15 protein-coding genes and 1 pseudogene are annotated in these 22,548 nt (G+C 60.6%); 4 read left to right on the plus strand and 12 right to left on the minus strand.

Features of this window, described 5'->3' with window-relative positions:
• Positions 1 to 19: 19 nt before the first annotated feature.
• The 11 genes and pseudogenes from ACEPAJ_RS19275 to glnE all read right to left on the minus strand — a co-directional run bounded on the left by ACEPAJ_RS19275 (position 20) and on the right by glnE (position 13,878).
• Entirely contained in the window at positions 20 to 1,150 is a 1,131-nt protein-coding gene (locus tag ACEPAJ_RS19275; RefSeq protein ID WP_425917087.1) for a glycosyltransferase, read from the minus strand.
• Positions 1,137 to 2,891, minus strand: coding sequence for a carbamoyltransferase family protein (locus ACEPAJ_RS19280; RefSeq protein WP_425917089.1), 1,755 nt, complete (start codon positions 2,889 to 2,891; stop codon positions 1,137 to 1,139). The genes ACEPAJ_RS19275 and ACEPAJ_RS19280 overlap by 14 nt, the downstream gene beginning before the upstream one ends.
• A 14-nt stretch (positions 2,892 to 2,905) precedes the next feature.
• Entirely contained in the window at positions 2,906 to 4,366 is a 1,461-nt protein-coding gene (locus ACEPAJ_RS19285) for a lipopolysaccharide kinase InaA family protein (protein WP_425917091.1), read from the minus strand.
• Positions 4,366 to 5,109: a lipopolysaccharide kinase InaA family protein gene (locus ACEPAJ_RS19290; protein ID WP_425917093.1), complete on the minus strand. Its 744-nt coding sequence runs from the start codon at positions 5,107 to 5,109 to the stop codon at positions 4,366 to 4,368. The genes ACEPAJ_RS19285 and ACEPAJ_RS19290 overlap by 1 nt, the downstream gene beginning before the upstream one ends.
• Positions 5,106 to 5,839 (minus strand): annotated as a pseudogene (locus ACEPAJ_RS19295) (lipopolysaccharide kinase InaA family protein). Before ACEPAJ_RS19295 ends, ACEPAJ_RS19290 begins: the two are co-directional and overlap by 4 nt.
• Positions 5,839 to 6,660: a lipopolysaccharide core heptose(I) kinase RfaP gene (gene rfaP, locus ACEPAJ_RS19300; RefSeq protein WP_425917095.1), complete on the minus strand. Its 822-nt coding sequence runs from the start codon at positions 6,658 to 6,660 to the stop codon at positions 5,839 to 5,841. Before rfaP ends, ACEPAJ_RS19295 begins: the two are co-directional and overlap by 1 nt.
• Positions 6,657 to 7,778, minus strand: coding sequence for a glycosyltransferase family 4 protein (locus ACEPAJ_RS19305; RefSeq protein WP_425917097.1), 1,122 nt, complete (start codon positions 7,776 to 7,778; stop codon positions 6,657 to 6,659). Before ACEPAJ_RS19305 ends, rfaP begins: the two co-directional genes overlap by 4 nt.
• Positions 7,778 to 8,779, minus strand: coding sequence for a lipopolysaccharide heptosyltransferase I (gene waaC, locus ACEPAJ_RS19310; RefSeq protein WP_425917099.1), 1,002 nt, complete (start codon positions 8,777 to 8,779; stop codon positions 7,778 to 7,780). Before waaC ends, ACEPAJ_RS19305 begins: the two co-directional genes overlap by 1 nt.
• Before the next feature lies 1 nt (position 8,780).
• Complete coding sequence (gene waaF / locus ACEPAJ_RS19315; protein ID WP_425917101.1) at positions 8,781 to 9,815, minus strand: lipopolysaccharide heptosyltransferase II; 1,035 nt, start codon at positions 9,813 to 9,815, stop codon at positions 8,781 to 8,783.
• A 123-nt stretch (positions 9,816 to 9,938) separates the two neighbouring features.
• On the minus strand, positions 9,939 to 10,862 hold the full coding sequence (ilvE, locus tag ACEPAJ_RS19320) for a branched-chain-amino-acid transaminase (protein WP_425917103.1): 924 nt from the start codon (positions 10,860 to 10,862) through the stop codon (positions 9,939 to 9,941).
• A gap of 70 nt (positions 10,863 to 10,932) precedes the next feature.
• Entirely contained in the window at positions 10,933 to 13,878 is a 2,946-nt protein-coding gene (glnE, locus tag ACEPAJ_RS19325) for a bifunctional [glutamate--ammonia ligase]-adenylyl-L-tyrosine phosphorylase/[glutamate--ammonia-ligase] adenylyltransferase (protein WP_425917105.1), read from the minus strand.
• 265 nt (positions 13,879 to 14,143) lie between these two features.
• On the opposite strand from glnE, the gene aceE reads away from it, so the two are divergent.
• Positions 14,144 to 16,789 (plus strand): pyruvate dehydrogenase (acetyl-transferring), homodimeric type, encoded by a 2,646-nt coding sequence (gene aceE, locus ACEPAJ_RS19330; RefSeq protein ID WP_425917107.1) that lies wholly within the window; start codon positions 14,144 to 14,146, stop codon positions 16,787 to 16,789.
• A gap of 11 nt (positions 16,790 to 16,800) precedes the next feature.
• Positions 16,801 to 18,483, plus strand: a complete 1,683-nt coding sequence (gene aceF / locus ACEPAJ_RS19335) for a dihydrolipoyllysine-residue acetyltransferase (protein WP_425917109.1) — start codon at positions 16,801 to 16,803, stop codon at positions 18,481 to 18,483.
• A gap of 102 nt (positions 18,484 to 18,585) precedes the next feature.
• On the opposite strand, the gene ACEPAJ_RS19340 is transcribed toward aceF, so the two are convergent.
• Positions 18,586 to 19,116: a hypothetical protein gene (locus tag ACEPAJ_RS19340; RefSeq protein ID WP_425917111.1), complete on the minus strand. Its 531-nt coding sequence runs from the start codon at positions 19,114 to 19,116 to the stop codon at positions 18,586 to 18,588.
• A gap of 77 nt (positions 19,117 to 19,193) precedes the next feature.
• On the opposite strand from ACEPAJ_RS19340, the gene ACEPAJ_RS19345 reads away from it, so the two are divergent.
• Together ACEPAJ_RS19345 and msrA are read left to right on the plus strand one after the other, a co-directional pair.
• Positions 19,194 to 21,833: a putative bifunctional diguanylate cyclase/phosphodiesterase gene (locus ACEPAJ_RS19345; protein ID WP_425917113.1), complete on the plus strand. Its 2,640-nt coding sequence runs from the start codon at positions 19,194 to 19,196 to the stop codon at positions 21,831 to 21,833.
• 67 nt (positions 21,834 to 21,900) lie between these two features.
• The gene (gene msrA / locus ACEPAJ_RS19350; RefSeq protein ID WP_425917115.1) at positions 21,901 to 22,548 is read left to right on the plus strand and encodes a peptide-methionine (S)-S-oxide reductase MsrA; all 648 of its coding nucleotides are present in this window, start codon (positions 21,901 to 21,903) and stop codon (positions 22,546 to 22,548) included.

Genomic DNA, 22,548 nt, shown 5'->3' on the forward strand with positions numbered 1-22,548 from the left:
TGCGGTTTGTATGTTGCCGTTAGCCGCCTAGCAGACCGAGGCGCCAGAACGCCTCGCGCACGGCAGTATCGGAGAAGCCAGATTCGAGCCGTTGCAACATGATCAAAGCGCACCGCTCGCGCTGCTCGATATCCAGCTCAGCCATGTGGCGCATGGCGGCAGCCAGCGCCAAGGTATCGCCAAGCGGAAACAGTACACCGACGCCCTCGACCACCTCACGCCCGCCACCACAGTCGCTGCCGATCACCGGCACACCAGCCGCCATCGCCTCCAGCAACACCATGCCGAAGGGCTCGTGATCGGAGGTCAGCGCAAAGGTATCGAACGCTTTGAAATAACGCCGGCCATCAGCGACCTGACCAAGAAAGCGTACCGAGCAGGCAACCGCCAGCTCATCAGCGAGTGCTTTCAGCGCGGCTTCCAGCCGGCCACTGCCCATGATGACCAATAGGCTGCCCTCCGGCAGCTGCGGCAACGCCTGAGCAAACCCACGGATCAACGTAGCCTGATCCTTATCTGGATGCAGGCGACCAACATTGCCGACAACCCAGGCATCCTGCGGTAAGCCTAAGTACTCGCGGGCGTCGCGACGGGAGACCTGCCCAGCCTGCACAGCGGCAATGTCGATACGGTTGTACAGGGTCTGGATACGCTCAACCGGCCAGTTCGGTAAGCAGGCACGCATGTCATCACGCACCGCATCGGATACGCCGAGTAGCGCCAAGCGTTTCTTGAAAGCATTGGCGAACAGCCGACGCGAGAAGCGTTGATAATCACCAAACGCATGGTGCACGCCGATCACCGGCAAATCGCTGCTCAGCAAGGCGATATAAATCGGCTTGAAGCGATGGGCGATACACAGCCTAAAATCGTGCGAAGCGACGATGCGCTTGAGGTCGCGAATCGCCTTGAGCTTGAGGCCGCGCACTTCACGACTGGAGTAGTCGAGAAACATCACCTCGTCAGAAGCCGAGCCGTGCTCGACCTCTGCACTCGGTTTGCCGGTCAGGTAGACCGTACAAACCTTATAACGGGTGCCGGCAAACAACGCGGCATACTGCCGCGCACAATCGAGGAAGGGGCCGTCGTAGCCGTGGCAGAACTGCAATACCCACGGCTGATCAGCTCCGGGGGCCTCAGACGTTGTCATACCAATCCTTGCCATCCTTGACCACGAGGATGTCTTCCATGATCAGGTACTGCAGGTCGGAGCCGTAGAACATGTTCAGCGCGTCGGTCGGCGAGCAAATCATCGGTTCGCCACGACGGTTGAGCGAGGTGTTCAGCGACACGCCGTTGCCCGTGAGTTTTTCCAGCTCCAGCATCATGGCGTAGTAGCGCGGGTTGTATTCGCGCTTGAGCACCTGGGCGCGCGAGGTGCCGTCTTCGTGCACCACCTCACTAACGCGGGTTTTCCACTCTTCATTCACTTCGAAGGTGAAGGTCATAAACGGGCTCGGGTGATCGACCTTGAGCATTTGCGGGCCGACAGTATCGAGCATCGACGGGCAGAAAGGCCTCCAGCGCTCGCGGAACTTGATCTGTTCATTAATCCGATCCGCTACACCCGGCACGCTAGGGCAACCGATGATCGAACGACCACCGAGGGCACGCGGGCCGAATTCCATGCGCCCCTGGAACCAGGCCACCGGGTTGGCGTCGACCATGATCTTGGCGATGCGCTGCGGCATGTTGTCGATCTGCTTGAACACCGGCTTGCTCGGATGACGGGCACAAGCGGCGATCACGTCTTCGTTGGTGTAGGACGGGCCGAGGTAAACGTGCTCCATCTTCTCCACCGGCACACCGCGCTGGTGCGAGATGTAAGCCGCCGCCCCCACCGCAGTACCAGCATCGCCAGAAGCGGGCTGGACGAACAGCTCCTTCACGTCGTCGCGGGCAATGATTTTCTGGTTGAGCTTAACGTTCAGTGCGCAGCCGCCGGCGAAAGCGATCTTGCCGGTTTCGCGGATGATGTCACCGAGGTAGTGCTCCATCATCTGCAGCGCCAACTTCTCGAACAGCGCCTGCATGCTGGCGGCGTAGTGGATGTAAGGGTCGTCGGCAATGTCGCCTTCGCGCTTAGGCCCCAGCCACTCGATCAGCTTCTTGGAGAAGTAGAAGCCCTTACCGTTTTCTTTGTAGCGGCGCAGGCCGATGACGTTGGCGTACTCGGTGTTAATCACCAACTCGCCATTCTCGAATTTGGCCAAGCGCGAGAAGTCGTACTTGCTGGCGTCGCCGTAAGGGGCCATGCCCATTACTTTGAACTCGCCGTCGAGCATCTCAAAGCCGAGGAATTCAGTAATCGCGCCATACAGGCCGCCCAGCGAATCCGGATCAAAGAATTCTTTGATCTTGTGGATCTTGCCGTTCTCGCCGTAGCCGAAGAAGGTGGTGGCGTATTCGCCCTTGCCGTCAATGCCAAGAATGGCGGTCTTCTCGGTAAAGCCCGAACAGTGGTAAGCGCTGGCGGCGTGGGCCAGGTGGTGCTCAACCGGCTCGATCTTGATTTTCTTCAGATCAAAGCCCAGCTGCTGCAAGCACCATTGAATGTGCTTGTAGTAGCGCTTGTAGCGGCGATTGCCCATGAGGATCGCGTCAAGGGCACGATCCGGCGCATACCAGTAGCGCTTGGCGTACTGCCAACGGGCCTTTTCGAAGATGCTGATCGGGGCAAACGGGATCGCCACCACATCAACATCAGACGGCTTGATCCCAGCCTGCTCCAGGCAGAACTTGGCCGACTCGTAGGGCATGCGGTTCTTCGCGTGCTTGTCGCGCACGAAGCGCTCTTCTTCGACGGCGGCGATCAGCTTGCCGTCGATGTACAGGGCGGCGGAAGGGTCATGGCTGAGGGCGCCGGACAGGCCGAGAATGGTCAATGCCACTGAGTTTGCCTCTTTTAGTCTGCTGAGCCGACGGCGGGCGTCAGCGGTATACGTTGGTTGAGCAACTGGTGCAGCGCCGAGTCGGCAGGCCAGTTGCGCAGAAAACGGGCACGGTCGCGGGCATAAGCCCTGGCGAAACTGCGTGCACTGCGGTGCTGCTGCATGGCGTCGAGGTCGATCAACGACCAGCGAGCCAAGTCTTCATCCCAAAACAGATTGTGCCCTTTGAAATCGCCGTGGCTGATGCGCTCGCGCAGCAAGGCAGCGAACAAACGATCCAGCGCTAACAGCTCAGTTTCCGGGGGTGATCCGTCGTGGCAGCTGTTAAAGCGCGCGATTATATCCTGCCCGCCGCAGTATTCGGTAATCAGGTAGGCACGCCCGCGCAACCAGCACCAGCGCTGCTCCACGACGGCCAATGGTCGCGGGGTAGCAATGCCCAACAATTGCAGGCGGTTACCCTCAACCCAGCTATGCCACGCGCGACTGGGCCGCCAGAAACGTTTCAGCCAATGGGCGATGCTCTTTACGTTGTAGCGCTTGACCACCAAGGGCCGCCCATTCAGCTCGACCCGCGCCACAGTCGCGGCGCCACCGGTCTTGTAGATATGACCTTGCTCGGTGAGCCGATCCAGATTCGCCAGCAAGGGCTGCAAGGCGGCCTCATCTTCACGGCGCACCACGCGCAGGCCAAAGGCACCTACTTTAGCGGCGAACAGGCTGCAATCACGGGCGACTTTGCGCAGATAATCGCGCACACGCCACTTACGGACCTTGGCCACCTCGTTGAGCAGCGCTTCCAGCGGCAAGGCATGCTCGCCGTTAGCCAGCAGGTAATGCACCAGCAGCTCTTCGATAAAGGGCGTCAGCTCGACGGGCAACTGGGCGAAGAATACGCCAAGGTTTTCCAGCACCTTGCTGCGCGACAACGGCTGCCCTGCCACCTCAACCTGAACACCGCCGCCATCGATAACGAACAATTGGCCGTTGTACCGCAATAGATTATCCAGGTGCAGGTCAGCCTGCCAGAGCCCCTTGGCGTGCATGTGCGCAATACACGTCAAGGCTTCAGCTAATACGGCTTGTTGATCGCTACTGAGCAACGCCTGGTTTTCCACCGCACGCCAGGCATCCCACAAGCTCTCGGCCCCGTCCAAATACTCAAATAACAGCCAACCGCCCTCGCCTTCGCGCAAGCCGTCGGCCAGCAATTTCGGTGTAGGCAAGTCCTGTTCAGCCAGCAGACGCGCACCTTCAAGCTCACGCTGGAAATGCCGCGCGGCCTTGGCGCCGACCAACAACTTGGCCAGCACCGGGCGCCCGCGCCACTCGGCCAGACCCACATAGCGCTGCCCAGGCAGGACACGCAGCAGCCGCTGCAGAGTCAACGCTGCCGAGCCCGCCGCATCGGCCAGCCCCAGGGTCAGCGGCAGAGACGGCGAACGTCCGGCCTGACTAAGGCCCGCCAAGCTCATCAGCGCGCCTCCTTGTTGCGCCGGCGAGCCCCGAGCTGCGCACTCCAGGCATCTAGATCAGAACTCCCATCTAGATAAGCGGCCAGCAATACAGCCACCTCAGCGTCATTCCAGACACTGGCGCGGCGCAACAGGGGCTCCAGATCTTTGATCCGATCACGCCGCCCGAACAGCAGCGGCCGGGTCTTTTCCAGATCGATGAGCTGCGCATCAAAGCCAGCTGCAGTTTCGCGCAGGAAAATATGCTTGGGATAAAAACAGCCATGCATCTGCCCAGCGCCGTGCAGTTGCCGAGCCAACGTACCGCACGCCTGCAAAATAGCGCTGCGCTGCGATTCGCTGCGTGCGCGCCACTCCGCCAGCAAGCTATCCAAGTCGTTCCAACCATCCAACGCGCGCGTCAGCAAGATTGCCCGCCGCTCGCCCGCGACTCGCCGCTGGGCGAAAAACGCCGCCTGCAACGCCGGAATAGCCAGGCGCTGATAGCGCTGAATATTGCGAAACTCACGGGCAAAGGTCGGTTCACCAAACGGGCGCAACAGGCTGCGGGTCAGATGGTTGCTCTGACGCTTCAGGTAAAAAGCCGCCTCACCAAGGTCCAGGCGATAGACACTGCTCCAGCCACCGCGCTCGGTATTGGGCTCATCAACAGCTTCAAGCTTTAGCGCCCACAGCGCATCAAAACTGGCCAGGCCGTGCTGTTCAAGCAGGTCGCGATCCTGCGACGCGATAAAGTCCATCATTCACGGCCCTCAAAGAAGCCCACAACTCGACGAACGCGATGCTTGTCGGCGGTGCTCAAACGACTGCGACCTCGGTATTGCAGATAAAAGCGCAAACGCTGAGTACGCGACAATTTGTACTTAGCCACCTTATCCAGGCAAGCCAAGTCCTTGATGATGCGATAGCGTAATAACGGCCCCACCAGAACGTCCCCGTTGGGCAATCGATCAGAAACAACTCCACCCGATCGTTAACCAGCAAGTTGCGCCATTTGAGATCGTTATGAGTGAAGTGATGCTCATGCAAGGTCCGCGTGGCGCGGGCCAGCTGAAGGCTGACGGTATCAACCCAATGGCGATCCTGCAGGCGTGGATCATCGTTATTGGCCAGCAAGCCCAGGTCTTCGGTATTGCTCAACTCGCGGGTAATCAACGCCCCACGGACAAAACGCCCGAACTGACGCTCCAGACCGAACGCCACAATCGGCGCCGTAGCCACGCCCCACTTGGCGAAGTATTTCAGGTTCTGCCATTCCGCCTTGACCCGTGGCCGACCGATGTAGCGGCGCAGGCCCTTGCCACCGCCCCAGTAGCGCTTGACGTAGTAACGCACGCCCGCGCGCTCAATGCGGATGACCTCAGACAGCGGGTCCGTGGTCAAGCGTTCACCCTGCAACGCAAACACTGCCTGCAAGCTGCCAAAATCCTCTGCTAGCTCTTGGTACTGTGCATCCAGCGTCCACCCAGCCATCAGAGCGCATCCCCGTAACGCTGCTTGCGCGCATACAGCGCGTCCGCCTTACGCTCCAGCCACGCCAGTAGCGGGCGTTCGGTGCTGAGCGTTTGGCGCAACGGCTGCTGCCCGTTCAGCACGGCAAAGTAGCGGCGCAAAAAGCGCAGCTTGTCGCGTCGGGTCAGGCCGATATCCAGCACCGAGAAATACAACGCGGCCAAGTCCTTATTGCGCCAGCGTATGGGCAACTGACTGCGGACCTGGGCGCGGTGCAGGTCGATCACTGACAGGCGGAAATCATCCGCCGTGACCGGCTTATCGGTATGCAGCAGGAAGTGGCAGATGTAACAGTCGCGATGATTGACCCCGGCGCGGTGCATGCTGCCAACCATGCTCGCCACTTCATTGATCAACGCCCACTTGAGCCTCGGTTCAGGCGGCTGTTTCGCCCAGTTCAGACTGAGCTGCTCAAGGTCGGTAGTCGGCGCCAACTCTTCGGTGACGATAAACGAATGCTGCGCCGCCGGATTGCGGCCGCGCTCGCCATAGGCCACGGCAGTCATGGTGGCTACGCCGACGTCAGTCAGGCGCTTAATCGCTTGCCACTCCTGGCGCGCACCGAGCACCGGTAGTTTGGCGGTGAGCAGATTCTTGATGATCTCGCCCCAACCAATGCCACGGTGGATCTTCACAAAGTAGCCACGCCCATCGACTTCGGTACGCAGCGTGCGACGCCCTTCCAACTCGCGGTACACCTGCCCTTGCAGGGCCTCAACGGCAGCAAATGCATCGCGACCGGCCCACAGACTTTTAAAGGGTTCAGCCAAATGCAACTTCATGGACGCGCCGCCAGGATGATGTCGGCCGCATGTTGCGGCATGGAATACAGGTCCGCGCGGTCGGCGTAAGCCAGACCATTGCGTGACCAGAGGGCACGACGCGAGTCGTCGGCCAGCATGTCGGCGAGCAGATGATTAAGCCGCTCCTGCTCGAATGGCCCGCTTAGCACCCGCCCGGCATCCGCCTCGGCGATGTAATGGGCATAGCCGCAAACATCCGTCACCAGCACTGGCAAGCCGGAGACCAGCGCTTCCAGGAGTACGGTGCCGGTGTTTTCGTTATAGGCCGGATGAATCAGCAGATCGGCACCGAGCAGGAAACGCGGAATATCGCTGCGGCCCTTGAGAATCTGCACCTGATCGGACACGCCCAGCGCCTTGGCCTGCAACTGAAATGAACGCGGATCATCCTGACCAATGGCAATAAGTCGCGTGCGTTGTTTCAATTCGCGCGGCAAGGCGGCCAGGGCCTTGAGGCTACGATCCAGGCCCTTGGTCTTGAAGCCGGAGCCGATCTGCACCAGAAGCAGGTCGTTATCCGCCAGCTTGAACTCGGCCCGGAACTCAGCACGAATCTCGGCAGCATTGGCCGGCGCACGGCGGTCTTGGGCGATACCTGGTGGCAGCAGGTGAAAGCGCTGCAGCGGGGTGTGGTAATGCTTGATGAAGAGCGGCTGCTGCACTTCGGAGATCATCAAAATCTCAGTCTTCGACTCGGGGGCAAACACCGCCCGCTCGTAATCGGCGAAGTGCTTGTAGCGCCCCCAGTACTTGTACAGCGGGTTACGCAGGGTCTGCGCCTTGTCTTCATAACAGCCATCGGCGGCGTAATAGACATCCAGGCCGGGCATTTTGTTGAAGCCGATCACCCGATCCACCGGACGCTTGGCCAGGTCGGCCTCGACCCACGCCGTGAGCTTTTCATTGCGCTTGTGGTTGAACAGCGCCTTGACCGGCACCACTACAACCTCGAAGCCCGCCGGCACCTCGCCTTCCCAGATCGGCGTATACACGCGAATCGCATGGCCGCGCGCCTGGCACTCCAGGGCAATGCGCATAAAGTCACGCTGCAGGCCGCCAAATGGGAAGTACTTGTAAAGGATAAATGCGAGCTGCATCAGACAACGCCCTCGGCCAGCAACAGGGCCTGTAATTGCGCGGCAACACGCTCAGCGCCTAGGCCCTCGAAACAGGGTTTATGTCGATCGCCCGAACCGGCGTTCGGCCCGGTGGCGCACAGGTGCACTTGGCCACGGCCATAGGCCCCCACCCGTCCGGGCAGTGTTGGGCCGTATAGGGAGATACTCGGCACATCCAGCGCGGCGGCCAAGTGACCCAGGCCGGTGTCCACCGCCACACAGGCACTGGCGCCGGCAATCACCTTGGCCACACCCGCCAGATTCAATTTGGGCAACACGGCAGCGTTTTCAATACCGGCAGCAATTCGCTCGGCGCGGGCTTTCTCGCTGGCGTTACCCCAAGGCAGACGGATCGCCCAACCCTGGGCACTCATTTGCTCAGCCAGCTGGCGCCAGTCGGCTTCTGGCCAATGCTTGCTTGGCCAGGTGGTGCCGTGCAGAAACAGCAGGTAAGGCTGCGGCGCAGCATCGGCGAGCTGCGCGCGATTGAGGCCGTAGTCGCCGACACCTGCCGGCAGCGCATACCCCAACGCCTGGGCAAAGAGCTGACGGGTACGCTCAAGCGCATGCTGCTCACGCGGCACGGCATAGCGGCGATCATAGAAACGGCTGGCCAGCGGCTCACGCGCGGAGTCGCGGTCTAAGCCAGCCACGGGCGCTTTGACGTAACGGGTCAGCCAGGCACTTTTCAGCAGGCCCTGGGCGTCAATCACCAAGTCGTACTGGGTTTCACCGAGGCGCTGCTTAAAGCGCTGCCAATCACCATTCTTGAGCGTCTGCCAGAGGTGCTTGCGCCAGCGGCGAATCGCCACCGGGATCACTTGCGCGACGGCCGGATGCCAAGCCGGAATCTCGGCAAAGCCTTCTTCCACCACCCAGTCGAACTGAATGCCGGGAATGGCGCGCGCAGCATCGGTGAGCGCCGGCAAGGTGTGTACCACATCGCCCAGCGAGGAGGTTTTGATCAACAGTACCCGCAAACTATTCAACCTCAACCGGATCACTGACCAGGCGATCCAACGCCTCGATCACTGGGCGCGGCTTAAGCTGGCCCAGGCAGTTGTAATGGCCGAAACGGCAGGTGCGGTCGAAACAGGGGCTGCATTCCAAGCCCAGACGCACGATTTCCACATGCTCAGCCAGCGGCGGGGTGAAGCCCGGCGAGGTTGAACCGTAGACCGCCACCAGCGGGCGATTCAACGCCGCAGCCACATGCATCAGGCCGGAGTCGTTGGAGACCACGGCGCCCGCACACGACATCAGGTCGATTGCCTCGGCCAGGCTGGTTTCGCCGGCCAGGTTGCTGGCTTCTTCACGCAAGCCAGGAATCAGCCGACCGCGAATATCTTCACCGACCGCATGATCATTCTTCGAGCCAAATATCCAGACCTGCCACCCTGCACGGATCTTCAGTTCAGCGACCTTGGCGTAGTGCTCGCTCGGCCAGCGCTTGGCTTCACCGAACTCGGCACCGGGACACAGCGCCAGCACCGGCCGATCCAGGCTTAAACCGAACTTGGCCAGGGCGGCATCGCGGCTCTGCGCATTGATCTGTAGCGCCGGGCGCGGATACGGCTTCGGCAGTTCAGCACCTTGTTCGAAAGCCAGCACCATAAAGCGCTCAATCATCAGCGGGTAGCGTTCTTTGTCCAGAATGCGAATGTCATTGAGCAGGCCGTAACGCAGCTCGCCTTTCCAGCCGGTGCGCGTGGGGATGCCGGCGAAGAATGGCACCAACGCGGATTTGAGCGAATTGGGCAGCAGAATCGCCTGATCGTACTGGCCCGCCAGGGACTTGCCGATCTTGCGCCGCGTCGCCAACTCCAGCACGCCATGGCCGAGCGGGAAGCTCAGGGCCTGACGCACTTCGGGCATGCGTTCAAGTATCGGCCGACTCCACTCGGGTGCCAGCACATCGATTTCACAGCCAGGGTGGCGCTGCTGCAGGCACTGAAACAGCGTCTGCGCCATCACCATGTCACCCACCCAGCTGGGGCCTACGATCAGTATTTTCATGCCACTTCCAGAAACGACCAAGGAGGCTTTCGCCTCCCGGACAGACTCACGCTCGGCTAGCCGCCAAGCCTTCATCGCCGGATGGGTTGCACTGTGCTTAACCCGTCCGGCGAAGTATGTCGCTTACTTGACCAGGGTGCGCCACTCAGCGTGGGCATCGGTTTTACCCGCCACCAGGTCGAAATAGGCGGTTTGCAGTTTTTCGGTGACCGGCCCACGGCGGCCTGCACCGATCTGCCGACCATCAACTTCGCGAATCGGCGTGACTTCGGCAGCCGTGCCGGTGAAGAAGGCTTCGTCAGCGATATACACCTCATCGCGGGTGATGCGCTTCTCGACCACTTCAATACCGTGTTCGGCCGCCAGGGTCAGGATGGTGTTGCGGGTAATCCCGTTCAGGCAGGAGGTCACTTCCGGGGTGTAGATCACGCCATTGCGCACCAGGAAAATGTTCTCCCCAGAGCCTTCGGCGACATAACCCTCGGTATCCAGCAGCATGGCTTCATCGGCGCCACCGGAGACAGCTTCCTGCAGGGCCAGCATCGAGTTGATGTAGTTGCCGTTAGCCTTGGCGCGAGTCATCGAAATATTCACGTGGTGACGGGTAAAGGAGCTGGTGCGCACCTTAATACCCACCTGCAAGGCTTCATCGCCCATGTAGGCGCCCCAGCTCCAGGCCGCGACAATCACCTGGGTTTTCAAGCCGCTGGCACGCAGGCCCATGGCTTCAGATCCGTAGAACACCATCGGGCGGATATAGGCGCTTTCCAGGTTGTTTTCACGCACGGCGGCGCGGGTGGCTTCGTTGATTTCGTCTTTGCTGTACGGAATCTTCATGCCCATGATGTGGGCCGAGTCGAACAGGCGGTCGGTGTGCGCCTGCAGGCGGAAGATCGCCGTGCCCTGCGGGGTGTTGTAGGCGCGCACGCCCTCGAACACGCCCATGCCGTAGTGCAGGGTATGGGTCAGCACGTGAGTGGTCGCGTTGCGCCACGGCACCAGCTCGCCGTCATACCAGATCACGCCATCACGATCAGCCATCGACATAGTTGCCTGCTCCTCAAACTCGATTGGTACAACGTTGGCCGGCCACCCTGGGTGCCCGACATCCTTATATTCAGCTCAAACCCAGCGTTCGCCAGATGCGCATCACCGTGCGCCGCTCCTCGGCAAACTGCTCACCACTGACCACCCCAGGTTGCTTTTGCAGAGCCTGGCGATGTGCCGCTGAACGGTAAGCCTTGTAAATATCCTGCAGCAAGCGGGCGTCTTCGCCCGGCAACAAACCGGCCCGCTCCAGCCCTTCCAGAATGCGAATATTGTCCGTGAACTCAAGCAATTCCGGGTACTGGCGCGACCAGGCCAGGGCCGCGTATTGCACCATAAATTCAATATCGACGATACCTCCGGCGTCCTGCTTGAGGTCGAACGGGGCCGTGGCCTCGAAGGCATTCGCCGCGGTGCCGGCCGCCGTGGCCTTGCTGCCGAGGTTGTCACGCATCTTCGCGCGCATCTCGCCAACTTCAGTGCGCAGCGTATTCAGGTCGCGCTCACGCCCCAGCACGGCCGCGCGCACCGCCTCAAACGCCTTGCCCACCCGCGCACAGCCCACCAGCACCCGCGCCCGCACCAGCGCCTGGTGCTCCCAGGTCCAGGCCTCGCCTTGCTGATAGCGCTCGAACGCGCCCAGCGAGCTGACCAGCAGGCCGGCCGCACCAGAAGGCCGCAAGCGCATGTCCACCTCATAAAGCTGACCGGAGTTGGTCTGCGTGGTCAGTAGATGAATGATGCGTTGGCCCAGGCGATTGAAAAATTGCGCGCCATCGATGGACTTTTCACCATCGGTTTCCGCATGCGGGTCGCCGTCATGGATAAACACCAAATCGAGGTCCGAGCCATGCCCCAGCTCGATTCCACCGACCTTGCCGTAGCCAACGATGACGAAATCCGGATCACACAGACTGCCATCGGCCCGACGCGGTACACCGTAGCGGCTCACGGTGTGGTGCCAGGCCAGGGCGAGCACCTGATCGAGAATGGTCTCGGCCAGCCAGGTCAGGTAATCGCTGACTTTCATTAATGGCAGGCTGCCGGAAATTTCCGAGGCCGCTACGCGCAAACGATGCGCCAGCTTGAAATGGCGCAGCGCCTCCATCTGCTGCTCCAGGTCCTCCTCGGGAATCCGCATCAACCGTTCGCGCAACTCAGCTGCCAACTCAGGGGCCAGCGGCGGATTGAACAAGCGCCCCTCGTTAAGCAGTTCATCGAGCAACAGCGGGAAGCGGGTGATCTGCTCGGCGATCCACGGACTGGCGGCACATAGAGCTAACAGTCGTTGCAACGCACTGGGGTTTTCCGTGAGCAGCACCAAGTACGCCGAGCGCCGCGCCACGGCCTCAATCAGCGGCAATACACGCTCCAAGACCAAGTCCGGATTGGCATGCTCAACGGTCTGGGCCAGCAAGCGCGGAATAAACGCATCCAGGCGCTCACGCCCGAGACGCTGCATGGCACGCACCTGATTACCGTTGCGCAGCCCCAGTAGTCGCCGCCAGGCTGCTTGCGGCTCGGCAAAGCCAGCCTCAGCCAATTGCCGACACGCTGACTCTTCGTCCTGCACATCATCCCAGAGCGGCAGCCATTCACAGCCAACAGCCTCTTCGGTCGATGCACCCTCTTCCTCGTCAGGATCAGCAATGACCTGACGGAAGTGCCAGTCGACCCGGCCACGCCAGTACATCAACTGTTCATGGAACGCCTGCCAGCTGTCGAAGCCCATGATAAAAGCCACGCGCGCGCGGTCTTGATCGTTGTCCGGCAGCATCTGCGTCTGCCGGTCGTCGATGGCCTGCAGGGCATGCTCGGCATAGCGCAAGAAGGCATAGCCATCACGCAGCTCATCGGTCACCGCCGCCGGCAAGTAGCCTTGGTCACGCAGGGTATTGAGCACCGCGAACAGCGAGCGCTGCTGCAGGCTAAGGTCGCGCCCGCCATGGATCAGCTGGAAGGCCTGGGCGATAAACTCCACCTCGCGGATACCGCCGGAGCCCAGCTTGATGTTCTCAGCCATGCCTTTACGCCGCACTTCCTGCTGAATCAACTGCTTCATCGCGCGCAGCGCTTCAATCGCCGAGAAGTCCAGATAACGCCGATAAACGAACGGCCGCAGCATCTCCAGCAGCTGCGCGCCGGCGGCCTGATCACCACCGACCACACGCGCCTTGATCATCGCGTAGCGCTCCCAGTCGCGGCCCTGGTCCTGGTAGTACTGCTCCAGCGCGTTAAAGCTGAACACCAGCGAACCGGAAGAACCGTAGGGGCGCAAACGCATATCGGTGCGAAAGACGAAACCATCGACGGTGATCACGTCCAGCGCCTTGATCAGCTTCTGGCCGAGACGAATAAAGAACTCCTGATTATCCAGCGGACGCTTCACGCCTTCGGTCTCGCCACCTTCGGGGTAACCGAAGATCAGGTCGATGTCCGACGACAAATTGAGCTCATGGGCCCCGAGCTTGCCCATCCCCAAAATCACCATCTGTTGCGCCTGCCCAGTGTGCCGACCAATGGGCGTACCGAATTGCACACAATGGCCGGTATAGAGCCACTGATAGGCCAGATCGATACAGGCATCGGCTAAATCGGATAGGTCGCGGCAGGTTTCAATCAGGTCAGCCTGGCGGCTGATATCACGCCAAATAAGGCGCACCTGCTGACGATTACGGAAACGCCGCAGGCGGCGCCCCAGCTCCTCCTCATTGCCGCACTCCGCCAATGCGTGCGCCAGTTGACTGCGCAGCTCGCCCGCGCCAAGGCTGCGCTCCAGCTCACCACTGGCCGCCAGGTCAAGCAGCATCTGCGGATCACGCTCGCCTTGCAGCACCACAAAATCACTGGCCGCCACCACACGCTGCAAGGCCGCGCGACGCGCACTCGGCCAACCCGCGTAAGCCGCCGAAGCGGCGTGGGAGAGCCCGGCAAATGCCTGCTGCAGAGACTGCTCGGCACGTGTTGCAAGAGGGGCTAAGGCAGCAGGTAAAGAGGCCAGCGCGGGCAGGCTCATGGTCTATCCTTTTTAACGATCTGCCAGTGCGCCGAACCTCGACGGGAAACCCCACTCAAAGAGCCTGAAGCGGCACTAGCAGAAAATAATTGTAGTTTTACTACCAAAGATTGTATCCAAAAGGCTGAAATCGGCGCCGGAATGTAGTAAAACTACACGCGGCCGGTCCTACCCCGGTCAATCCAAGAATTCACGCGGCCACTCACGAAGTCGTCCGCGAAACCTGGCCTCCGATTCTGGAAGCCTTTCCGCCCTGGAGCAAGCCATGCAAGACCTCGATCCCGTCGAAACCCAGGAATGGCTGGACGCCCTGGAATCGGTTCTCGACAAAGAAGGCGAAGACCGTGCCCATTACCTGATGACCCGTATGGGTGAACTCGCGACCCGCAGCGGTTCGCAGTTGCCTTACGCGATCACCACGCCGTACCGCAACACCATCCCGCTCACCCACGAAGCACGCATGCCTGGCGACCTGTACATGGAACGCCGCATTCGCTCGCTGGTGCGCTGGAACGCCCTGGCCATGGTCATGCGTACCAACCTGAAAGACTCCGATCTGGGTGGTCACATTTCCAGCTTCGCGTCCTCTGCGACGCTGTATGACATCGGTTTCAACTACTTCTTCCAGGCCCCTACCGAGGAGCACGGCGGCGACCTGATCTTCTTCCAGGGCCACGCTTCACCCGGCATTTATGCCCGTGCCTTTATGGAAGGCCGCATCACTGAAGACCAGATGAACAACTTCCGTCAGGAAGTCGATGGTCAAGGCCTCTCGTCCTACCCGCACCCGTGGTTGATGCCGGACTTCTGGCAGTTCCCGACTGTGTCCATGGGTCTCGGCCCGATCCAGGCGATCTACCAGGCACGCTTTATGAAGTACCTGGAAGCCCGTGGCTTTATCCCCGCCGGCAAGCAGAAAGTCTGGTGCTTTATGGGTGACGGCGAGTGCGACGAGCCGGAATCCCTCGGCGCGATCTCCCTGGCTGGCCGCGAGAAGCTGGACAACCTGATCTTCGTCATCAACTGCAACCTGCAGCGCCTCGACGGCCCGGTACGCGGCAACGGCAAGATCATCCAGGAACTCGAAGGCGTGTTCCGTGGCGGTGGCTGGAACGTCAACAAAGTGGTCTGGGGCCGTTTCTGGGACCCACTGCTGGCCAAAGACGTCGACGGCATCCTGCAGCGCCGCATGGACGAAGTCATCGACGGCGAATACCAGAACTACAAGGCTAAGGACGGCGCGTTCGTCCGTGAGCACTTCTTCAACTCGCCAGAACTCAAGGCGATGGTGGCTGATCTCTCCGACGACGAGATCTGGAAGCTCAACCGTGGCGGTCATGACCCGTACAAGATGTATGCGGCCTACCACCAGGCGGTCAACCATAAAGACCAGCCAACTGTCATCTTGGCCAAGACTGTTAAAGGTTATGGCACCGGTGCCGGCGAAGCGAAGAACACCGCGCACAACACCAAAAAAGTCGATGTCGACAGCCTTAAGCAGTTCCGCGACCGCTTCGATATTCCGGTTAAAGATGACGAGCTGGAAAACCTGCCGTTTATCAAGCCAGAAGCCGGCAGCGCCGAAGCGCGCTACCTGAGCGAGCGCCGCGAAGCATTGGGCGGTTTCGTGCCACAGCGCCGAGCCAAGAGTTTCAGCATCCCAACGCCGCCACTGGAAACCCTCAAGGCCATCCTCGATGGCTCGGGCGACCGTGAAATCTCCACCACCATGGCCTTCGTGCGGATCCTCGCGCAGCTGGTCAAGGACAAGGACATTGGCTCGCGTATCGTCCCGATCATCCCGGACGAAGCCCGTACCTTCGGTATGGAAGGCATGTTCCGCCAACTGGGCATCTACTCATCGGTCGGCCAGCTCTACGAGCCAGTCGATAAAGACCAGGTGATGTTCTACCGCGAGGATAAGAAGGGCCAGATTCTCGAAGAAGGCATCAACGAAGCCGGCGCCATGAGCTCGTTTATTGCGGCGGGTACCTCGTACTCCAGCCACAACCAGCCGATGCTGCCGTTCTACATCTTCTACTCGATGTTCGGTTTCCAGCGTATTGGTGACCTGGCCTGGGCCGCTGGCGACAGCCGCACCCGCGGTTTCCTGATCGGTGGCACCGCCGGCCGTACCACGCTAAACGGCGAAGGCCTGCAGCACGAAGACGGCCACAGCCACATGCTGGCGGCGACCATCCCTAACTGCCGCACCTACGATCCCACCTACGGCTATGAGCTGGCGGTGATCATCCAGGACGGCATGAAGAAGATGACCGAAGAGCAACAGGACGTCTTCTACTACATCACCGTGATGAACGAGTCCTACCAGCAGCCGGCCATTCCGCTGGGTGTTGAAGAAGGCATCATCAAGGGCATGTACCTGCTCGAAGAGGACAAGAAGGAAGCGGCGCACCACGTGCAGCTCCTCGGTTCCGGCACCATCCTGCGTGAAGTCCGCGAGGCGGCGAAGATCCTGCGTGATGAGTTCAACGTCGCGGCAGATGTCTGGAGCGTCACCAGCTTCAACGAACTGCGCCGTGATGGCCTGGCCGTAGAGCGCAGCAACCGTCTGCACCCGGGCCAGAAGCCTAAGCAGACCTACGTGGAAGAATGCCTGGGCGGCCGTAAAGGCCCAGTGATTGCCTCAACCGACTACATGAAGCTGTTCGCCGAGCAGATTCGCCAGTGGGTACCGAGCAAGGAATTCAAAGTCCTGGGCACCGACGGCTTTGGCCGCAGCGACAGCCGCAAGAAGCTGCGCCACTTCTTTGAAGTGGACCGCAACTGGGTTGTCCTGGCTGCCCTGGAAGCCCTCGCCGACCGTGGCGATATCGAACCTAAAGTGGTGGCTGAAGCCATCGCCAAGTTCGGCATCAACCCGGAAAAACTCAACCCACTGGACTGCTAAGGAGCGAAACGATGAGTGAATTGATTCGCGTACCCGACATCGGTGGTGGTGAGGGTGAAGTAATTGAGCTGATGGTCAAGGTCGGTGATCGCATCGAGGCTGATCAGAGCCTGCTGACTCTGGAGTCGGATAAGGCCAGCATGGAAATCCCCGCGCCGAAAGCCGGCGTGGTGAAAAGCCTGAAAGTGAAGCTCGGCGATACCCTGAAAGAAGGCGACGAGCTGCTTGAGCTGGACGTTGAAGGCGATGCTGAAGCGGCCACAGAAAAGCCTGCAGAAGCGACGCCCGCGCCAGCGGCCAAAGCAGCCGACGCGCCAGCACCCGCTGCTGCAGCGCCCGCCGCCAAGCCGGCGAGCAGCAGCGTGCAGGATATCCATGTGCCGGATATCGGTTCGGACAGCAAGGCTAAGGTCATCGAAGTGCTGGTCAAGGTTGGCGATACGGTCGAAGCCGACCAGTCGCTGATCACCCTGGAGTCGGACAAGGCGAGCATGGAAATCCCCTCGCCGGCTGCCGGCGTAGTGGAAAGCATTGAGGTGCAACTGGATGCCGATGTTGGCACTGGCGACCTGATCCTCAAGCTCAAGGTTGCCGGGGCTGACGCCCCAGCAGCAGCCGCTGAAAAACCAAGCCAGAGCACAGCGCCCGCTGCCTCAAGCGCTAGCGAAACCCACAAGGTGCCTGCCGGCGCCAGCCCAGCAATTGCCGCTGAAGTAAGCGCCATTGCCTCGCTCTCCGCCGCGGCCGCCAATGTGGCAGCCATGCCGAAGCGCGATGGTGCCAAGGTGCATGCGGGGCCGGCCGTACGCTTGCTCGCTCGCGAGTTTGGTGTCGAGCTGGCGGTCGTACCGGGCAGCGGGCCGAAAGGCCGCGTACTCAAAGAGGACGTGCAGGCTTACGTCAAAGCGATGATGCAGAAGGCCAAAGAAGCCCCAGCCGCCGGTGCATCCGGTGGTGCCGGCATCCCACCGATCCCGGTGGTGGACTTCAGCAAGTTTGGTGAAATCGAAGAAGTGGCAATGACCCGCCTGATGCAGGTCGGCGCCAACAACCTGCATCGCAGCTGGCTCAACGTGCCTCACGTGACTCAGTTCGACTCGGCCGATATCACCGAACTGGAAGCCTTCCGCGTTGCGCAAAAAGCGGTGGCAGAAAAGGCAGGGGTCAAACTCACCGTACTGCCACTGCTGCTCAAGGCCTGCGCCTTCCTGCTTAAGGAACTGCCGGACTTCAACAGCTCACTGGCGCCGAGCGGCAAGGCGATCATCCGCAAGAAGTACGTGCACATTGGCTTCGCCGTGGACACCCCGGATGGGCTGCTGGTTCCTGTGATCAAGAACGTCGATCAGAAGAGCTTGCTGCAACTGGCTGCCGAAGCCGCCGCACTGGCGGAAAAAGCACGCACCAAGAAGCTCTCCGCTGACGACATGCAGGGCGCCTGCTTCACCATCTCCAGCCTCGGGCACATTGGCGGCACCGGCTTTACGCCGATCGTCAACGCGCCGGAAGTGGCGATTCTTGGCGTGAGCAAGGCGACCATCCAACCGGTCTGGGACGGCAAAGCCTTCCAGCCCAAGCTGATGCTGCCGCTGTCACTGTCCTACGACCACCGGGTGATCAACGGTGCCGCGGCGGCGCGCTTCACCAAGCGCCTGGGTGATGTGCTCGCGGACATCCGCACCATGCTGCTGTAACGCTTCAACTTTCGAGCCGCCACGCTCGTAACCTCGACCCCGCCCTTATAGGCGGGGTTTTTTTTGCCTCAACCTTTACACGGCGCAATGAACAACAGCGGCTTAGCCTTTTTGCAAGTTACGGATCAGAAAGCTCAGGGCTTTGGCCAGCTCGGCGGCGCCCTGGTGATCACGAACGATACTTAGCAGCGGGCTGCCATCATTGGGGTTGTGCAGCACACAGCTGACGCCGCTGCTCGGGCACTTGTAACGCACAAACGGGTCGACCCCGAACAGCGCCACCCGCTGGTTGCGCACGGCTAAATCGGTGCCGTGCTGGCCACGGACTTCCTCACGCAGCAGCAGTTCGCCGGGCGAACCTTCACGCACTTGATAGAGCATGTCTTGACGCTGCGACTGGCCGACCTGATACGCCGCGCGCAGGGCATAGGTTTTGAGTAAATCATTGCAATGGGCCAGCAGCGCTTGCCGCTCATTTTCGGTCAAGTACAGGCGCTTCAGTTCAAGCAGGTAATTGCCCTGCTCAGCACTGCTCAACCCCGCGCCGGATTCAGCAGCAAATACCGGCGAGGCGGCTATCGCGCTGGCCAACAGCGTGGCGGATATTAGTTTTCTTGTCAGTCGCAATTGCATGATGCACCCTTACCCGACGCTGTAAATAAAGTGAGTCGATTGCCGCCTCGATCAGCATACTGGAAGCCAGCCATCGAATGAAAAACCATCCCGATGCCGCGAGTCGTTTAGCGGCCGAGGTTGTGACGCAGTTGCCAGTGCCTTCGCGCCTTGGCTTGCTGCGTTTCGAGCGTTTGAATGAGGCCAGCTGGTCCCTGCTGTACCTCGATTCTGGTTGTGAGCGACAATTCGGCCTGCCCGCTCAGGAGCTCTGCTCCCTGCTCGATGCCCCCTACGCCAGCCTGATGGAGCCCACGGCTCGCTACCAGTTGCATGACAGCATCCAGCAGCAGTTGGCCGAGCATCGGCATTACAACGTGCAATACCACCTGCACACCCCGCGCGGCAGCCTGACCCTGATGGAAACCGGCGAAGCCTTTAAACAGCGCGGCCGGCATCTGCTGCGCGGCTACCTGCTGGTGATGACCGAGCAGAACGCCGCCTCACCGCAGACACTCGAACTGTACCAGCGCAGCCAGGCCGAACTGCAGGCCCAGCAGCGCCGCACGCAAGCCCAGCAACAGCTGATTGTCAGCCTCGCACGGCATCATTACGGCGACAAAGAACCGCTGCGTGAAGCGGCCGAACTGATCAGCCAACGCGCCTGCGAGTTGTATGGGGTCAACCGCGTCGGCATCTGGAACCTCAAAGGGCACATGCTGCAGCCAATGGCCCTGTATCAACGGGACGAGGGCCATATCCCGCAGGCGGACATTGATGCCAGCCCTTACCCCGCTTACCTGCAAGCCCTGCACAGCGGCCGCGCGCTGGACGCCCACAATGCGCAGCAAGACCCACGCACACGTGAGCTTAGCGACAGCTACCTCCACCCCATGGGCATCACCGCCATGCTCGACGCCAGCATCCGCATCGCCGGCGAAGTGGTGGGCGTGCTGTGCCTGGAACATATCGGCTCAGCGCGCACCTGGCAGGCCGACGAAATTGCTTTTGCCGGTGAGCTGGCTGACCAATACGCGCACGTCCTGGCGAACCAGCAACGGCGCTCCGCCACCAATGCCCTGCACCTGTTCCAGCGCGCCGTCGAACAGAGTTCCAGCGCCTTTATCCTGCTCGACCGCGACGGTTTGGTGGAGTACGTCAACCCGAGCTTTACCGCCATCACCCTGTACAGCGCCAGCGAAGTGCAGGGCCGCCGCCTCTCCGAAATACCCGCGTTGGAAAACCTCAGCGACCTGCTGTTCGACGCCACATCCAGCCTGGCCGAACACAACAGCTGGCAGGGCGAATTCAAGAGCCGGCGGAAAAACCTCGACCCTTATTGGGGGCAGTTATCGCTGTCCAAGGTGTATGCCGACGACGGCAGCTTGACCCACTACATCGGCATCTACGAAGATATTACCGCCAGTAAGCAGGCGCAGCAGCATATCGAGCGTCTGGCCTTTCGCGACAACCTCACCGGGCTGGGTAATCGCTATGCCTTTATTCGCTCGCTCGAAAACCATTTTCGCGAAAACCCCGGCAAACCCATCAGCTTGCTGCTGGTGGATATCGATAATTTCAAGCGGATCAACGACAGCCTCGGCCACCAGACTGGCGACAAACTGCTGATCAGCCTGGCGCGACGCTTGCGCAATACCCTGTCGCCGAGCAGCGTGCTGGCACGCTTTGCCAGCAACGAATTTGCCGTGCTACTCGAGACCAATCAAGCCGAAAGCCAGTTGATGGCGCAGAGGCTGCTCCACACCCTGGACAAGCCGCTGTTCGTCGACAACCAGCTGATCAGCGTCACCGGCTCTATCGGCCTGGCCTGCGCGCCTGAGCACGGCGATGACCCACAGACGCTGATGAAACACAGTGGCCTGGCGCTGCACAAAGCCAAGGCCAACGGCAAGAACCAGCTGCAGGTGTTTACCGACGCGCTAAATGCCGAAGCGCATTACAAGCTGTTTGTCGAGAGCAACCTGCGCCGGGCGCTGATGCAGAACGAACTGGAAGTGTTCTACCAGCCCAAGCTGTGCCTGAAGAGCGGCAAACTGTTGGGCCTGGAGGCACTGTTGCGCTGGCATCACCCGGAAAAAGGCATGATCAGCCCGGATAAATTCATCAGCGTGGCGGAAGAAACCGGCTTGATCATCCCCATTGGCAAGTGGGTGGCACGCCAAGCCTGCCGCATGAGCAAACAGCTGATCGCCGTGGGTCATACGCCAATGCAAATAGCCATCAACCTGTCACCCAAGCAGTTCTCTGACCCTGATCTGGTCGGAGAGATCGCCACCATCCTGCGCGAAGAACAACTCGACCCAGCCCTGCTGGAGCTTGAACTCACAGAAAGCCTGCTGCTGGAAGCCACCGACGATACGCGCCAGCAACTCAACAGCCTGAAAAGCTTGGGCCTGACCCTGGCCATGGACGACTTCGGCACGGGTTATTCCTCGCTCAGCTACCTGAAGAAATTCCCCATCGATGTGATCAAAATTGATCGCAGCTTTATCAAGGATATTCCCGACAACCAGGACGACATGGAAATCACCTCCGCGGTGATTGCCATGGCCCATAAACTGAAACTCAAGGTGGTGGCCGAGGGTATCGAGACGGCCGCGCAGCTCAACTTCCTACGCCGCCAACACTGCGATATCGGTCAGGGCTACCTGTTCGATAAACCCATCGCCGGGCGCGACCTGCTGGAAAGCCTGAAGCGCTACCCACATCGCGGCTAATTCAGCTTGTAACAAGCCCGCTGGTTAACGGTCTATGACACACATGCATCTGCTGAGGAAATGGCTCATGGTTCTGCGCTCGCAAATTCTCGCCCACAAACTCGAACTGCCCACTGCCGAACAAGCGCTGCCGGGCCGCGCCGAAGCTATGGCGGTGCCCGCCGCGCATTTCGTCAATGGCAATGCACTGCAGGCACCCTTCCCGGCCGGCTTGCAACAGGCGGTGTTTGCGCTGGGGTGTTTCTGGGGCGCTGAGCGGCGTTTCTGGCAGCAACCCGGCGTCTGGACCACCGCAGCGGGCTATGCCGGTGGCCATACGCCCAACCCGACCTATGACGAAACGTGCTCAGGCCTGACCGGTCACACAGAGGTCGTACTGGTGATCTTCGACCCGCAACTGACCAGCTATGACGCACTGCTGAAAGTGTTCTGGGAAGCGCACAATCCCACTCAGGGCATGCGCCAGGGTAACGACACCGGCAGCCAGTACCGCTCAGCGATCTACTGCTACGGCGCCGAACAGTTGGCGGCAGCTCAGGCTAGCCAAGTCGCGTTCCAGGCCGAGCTGGAAAAGGCCGGTTTCGGCCCGATCACCACAGAAGTGCGTGAAGCGCCGCCGTTCTACTATGCCGAAAGCTACCACCAGCAGTACCTGGCGAAAAATCCCGGCGGCTATTGCGGCCTCGGCGGCACGGGCGTGTGCCTGCCGGCCTGA

Origin of the sequence: Pseudomonas sp. GWSMS-1, from assembly GCF_049847425.1 — a bacterium.
GTDB lineage: Bacteria > Pseudomonadota > Gammaproteobacteria > Pseudomonadales > Pseudomonadaceae > Aquipseudomonas.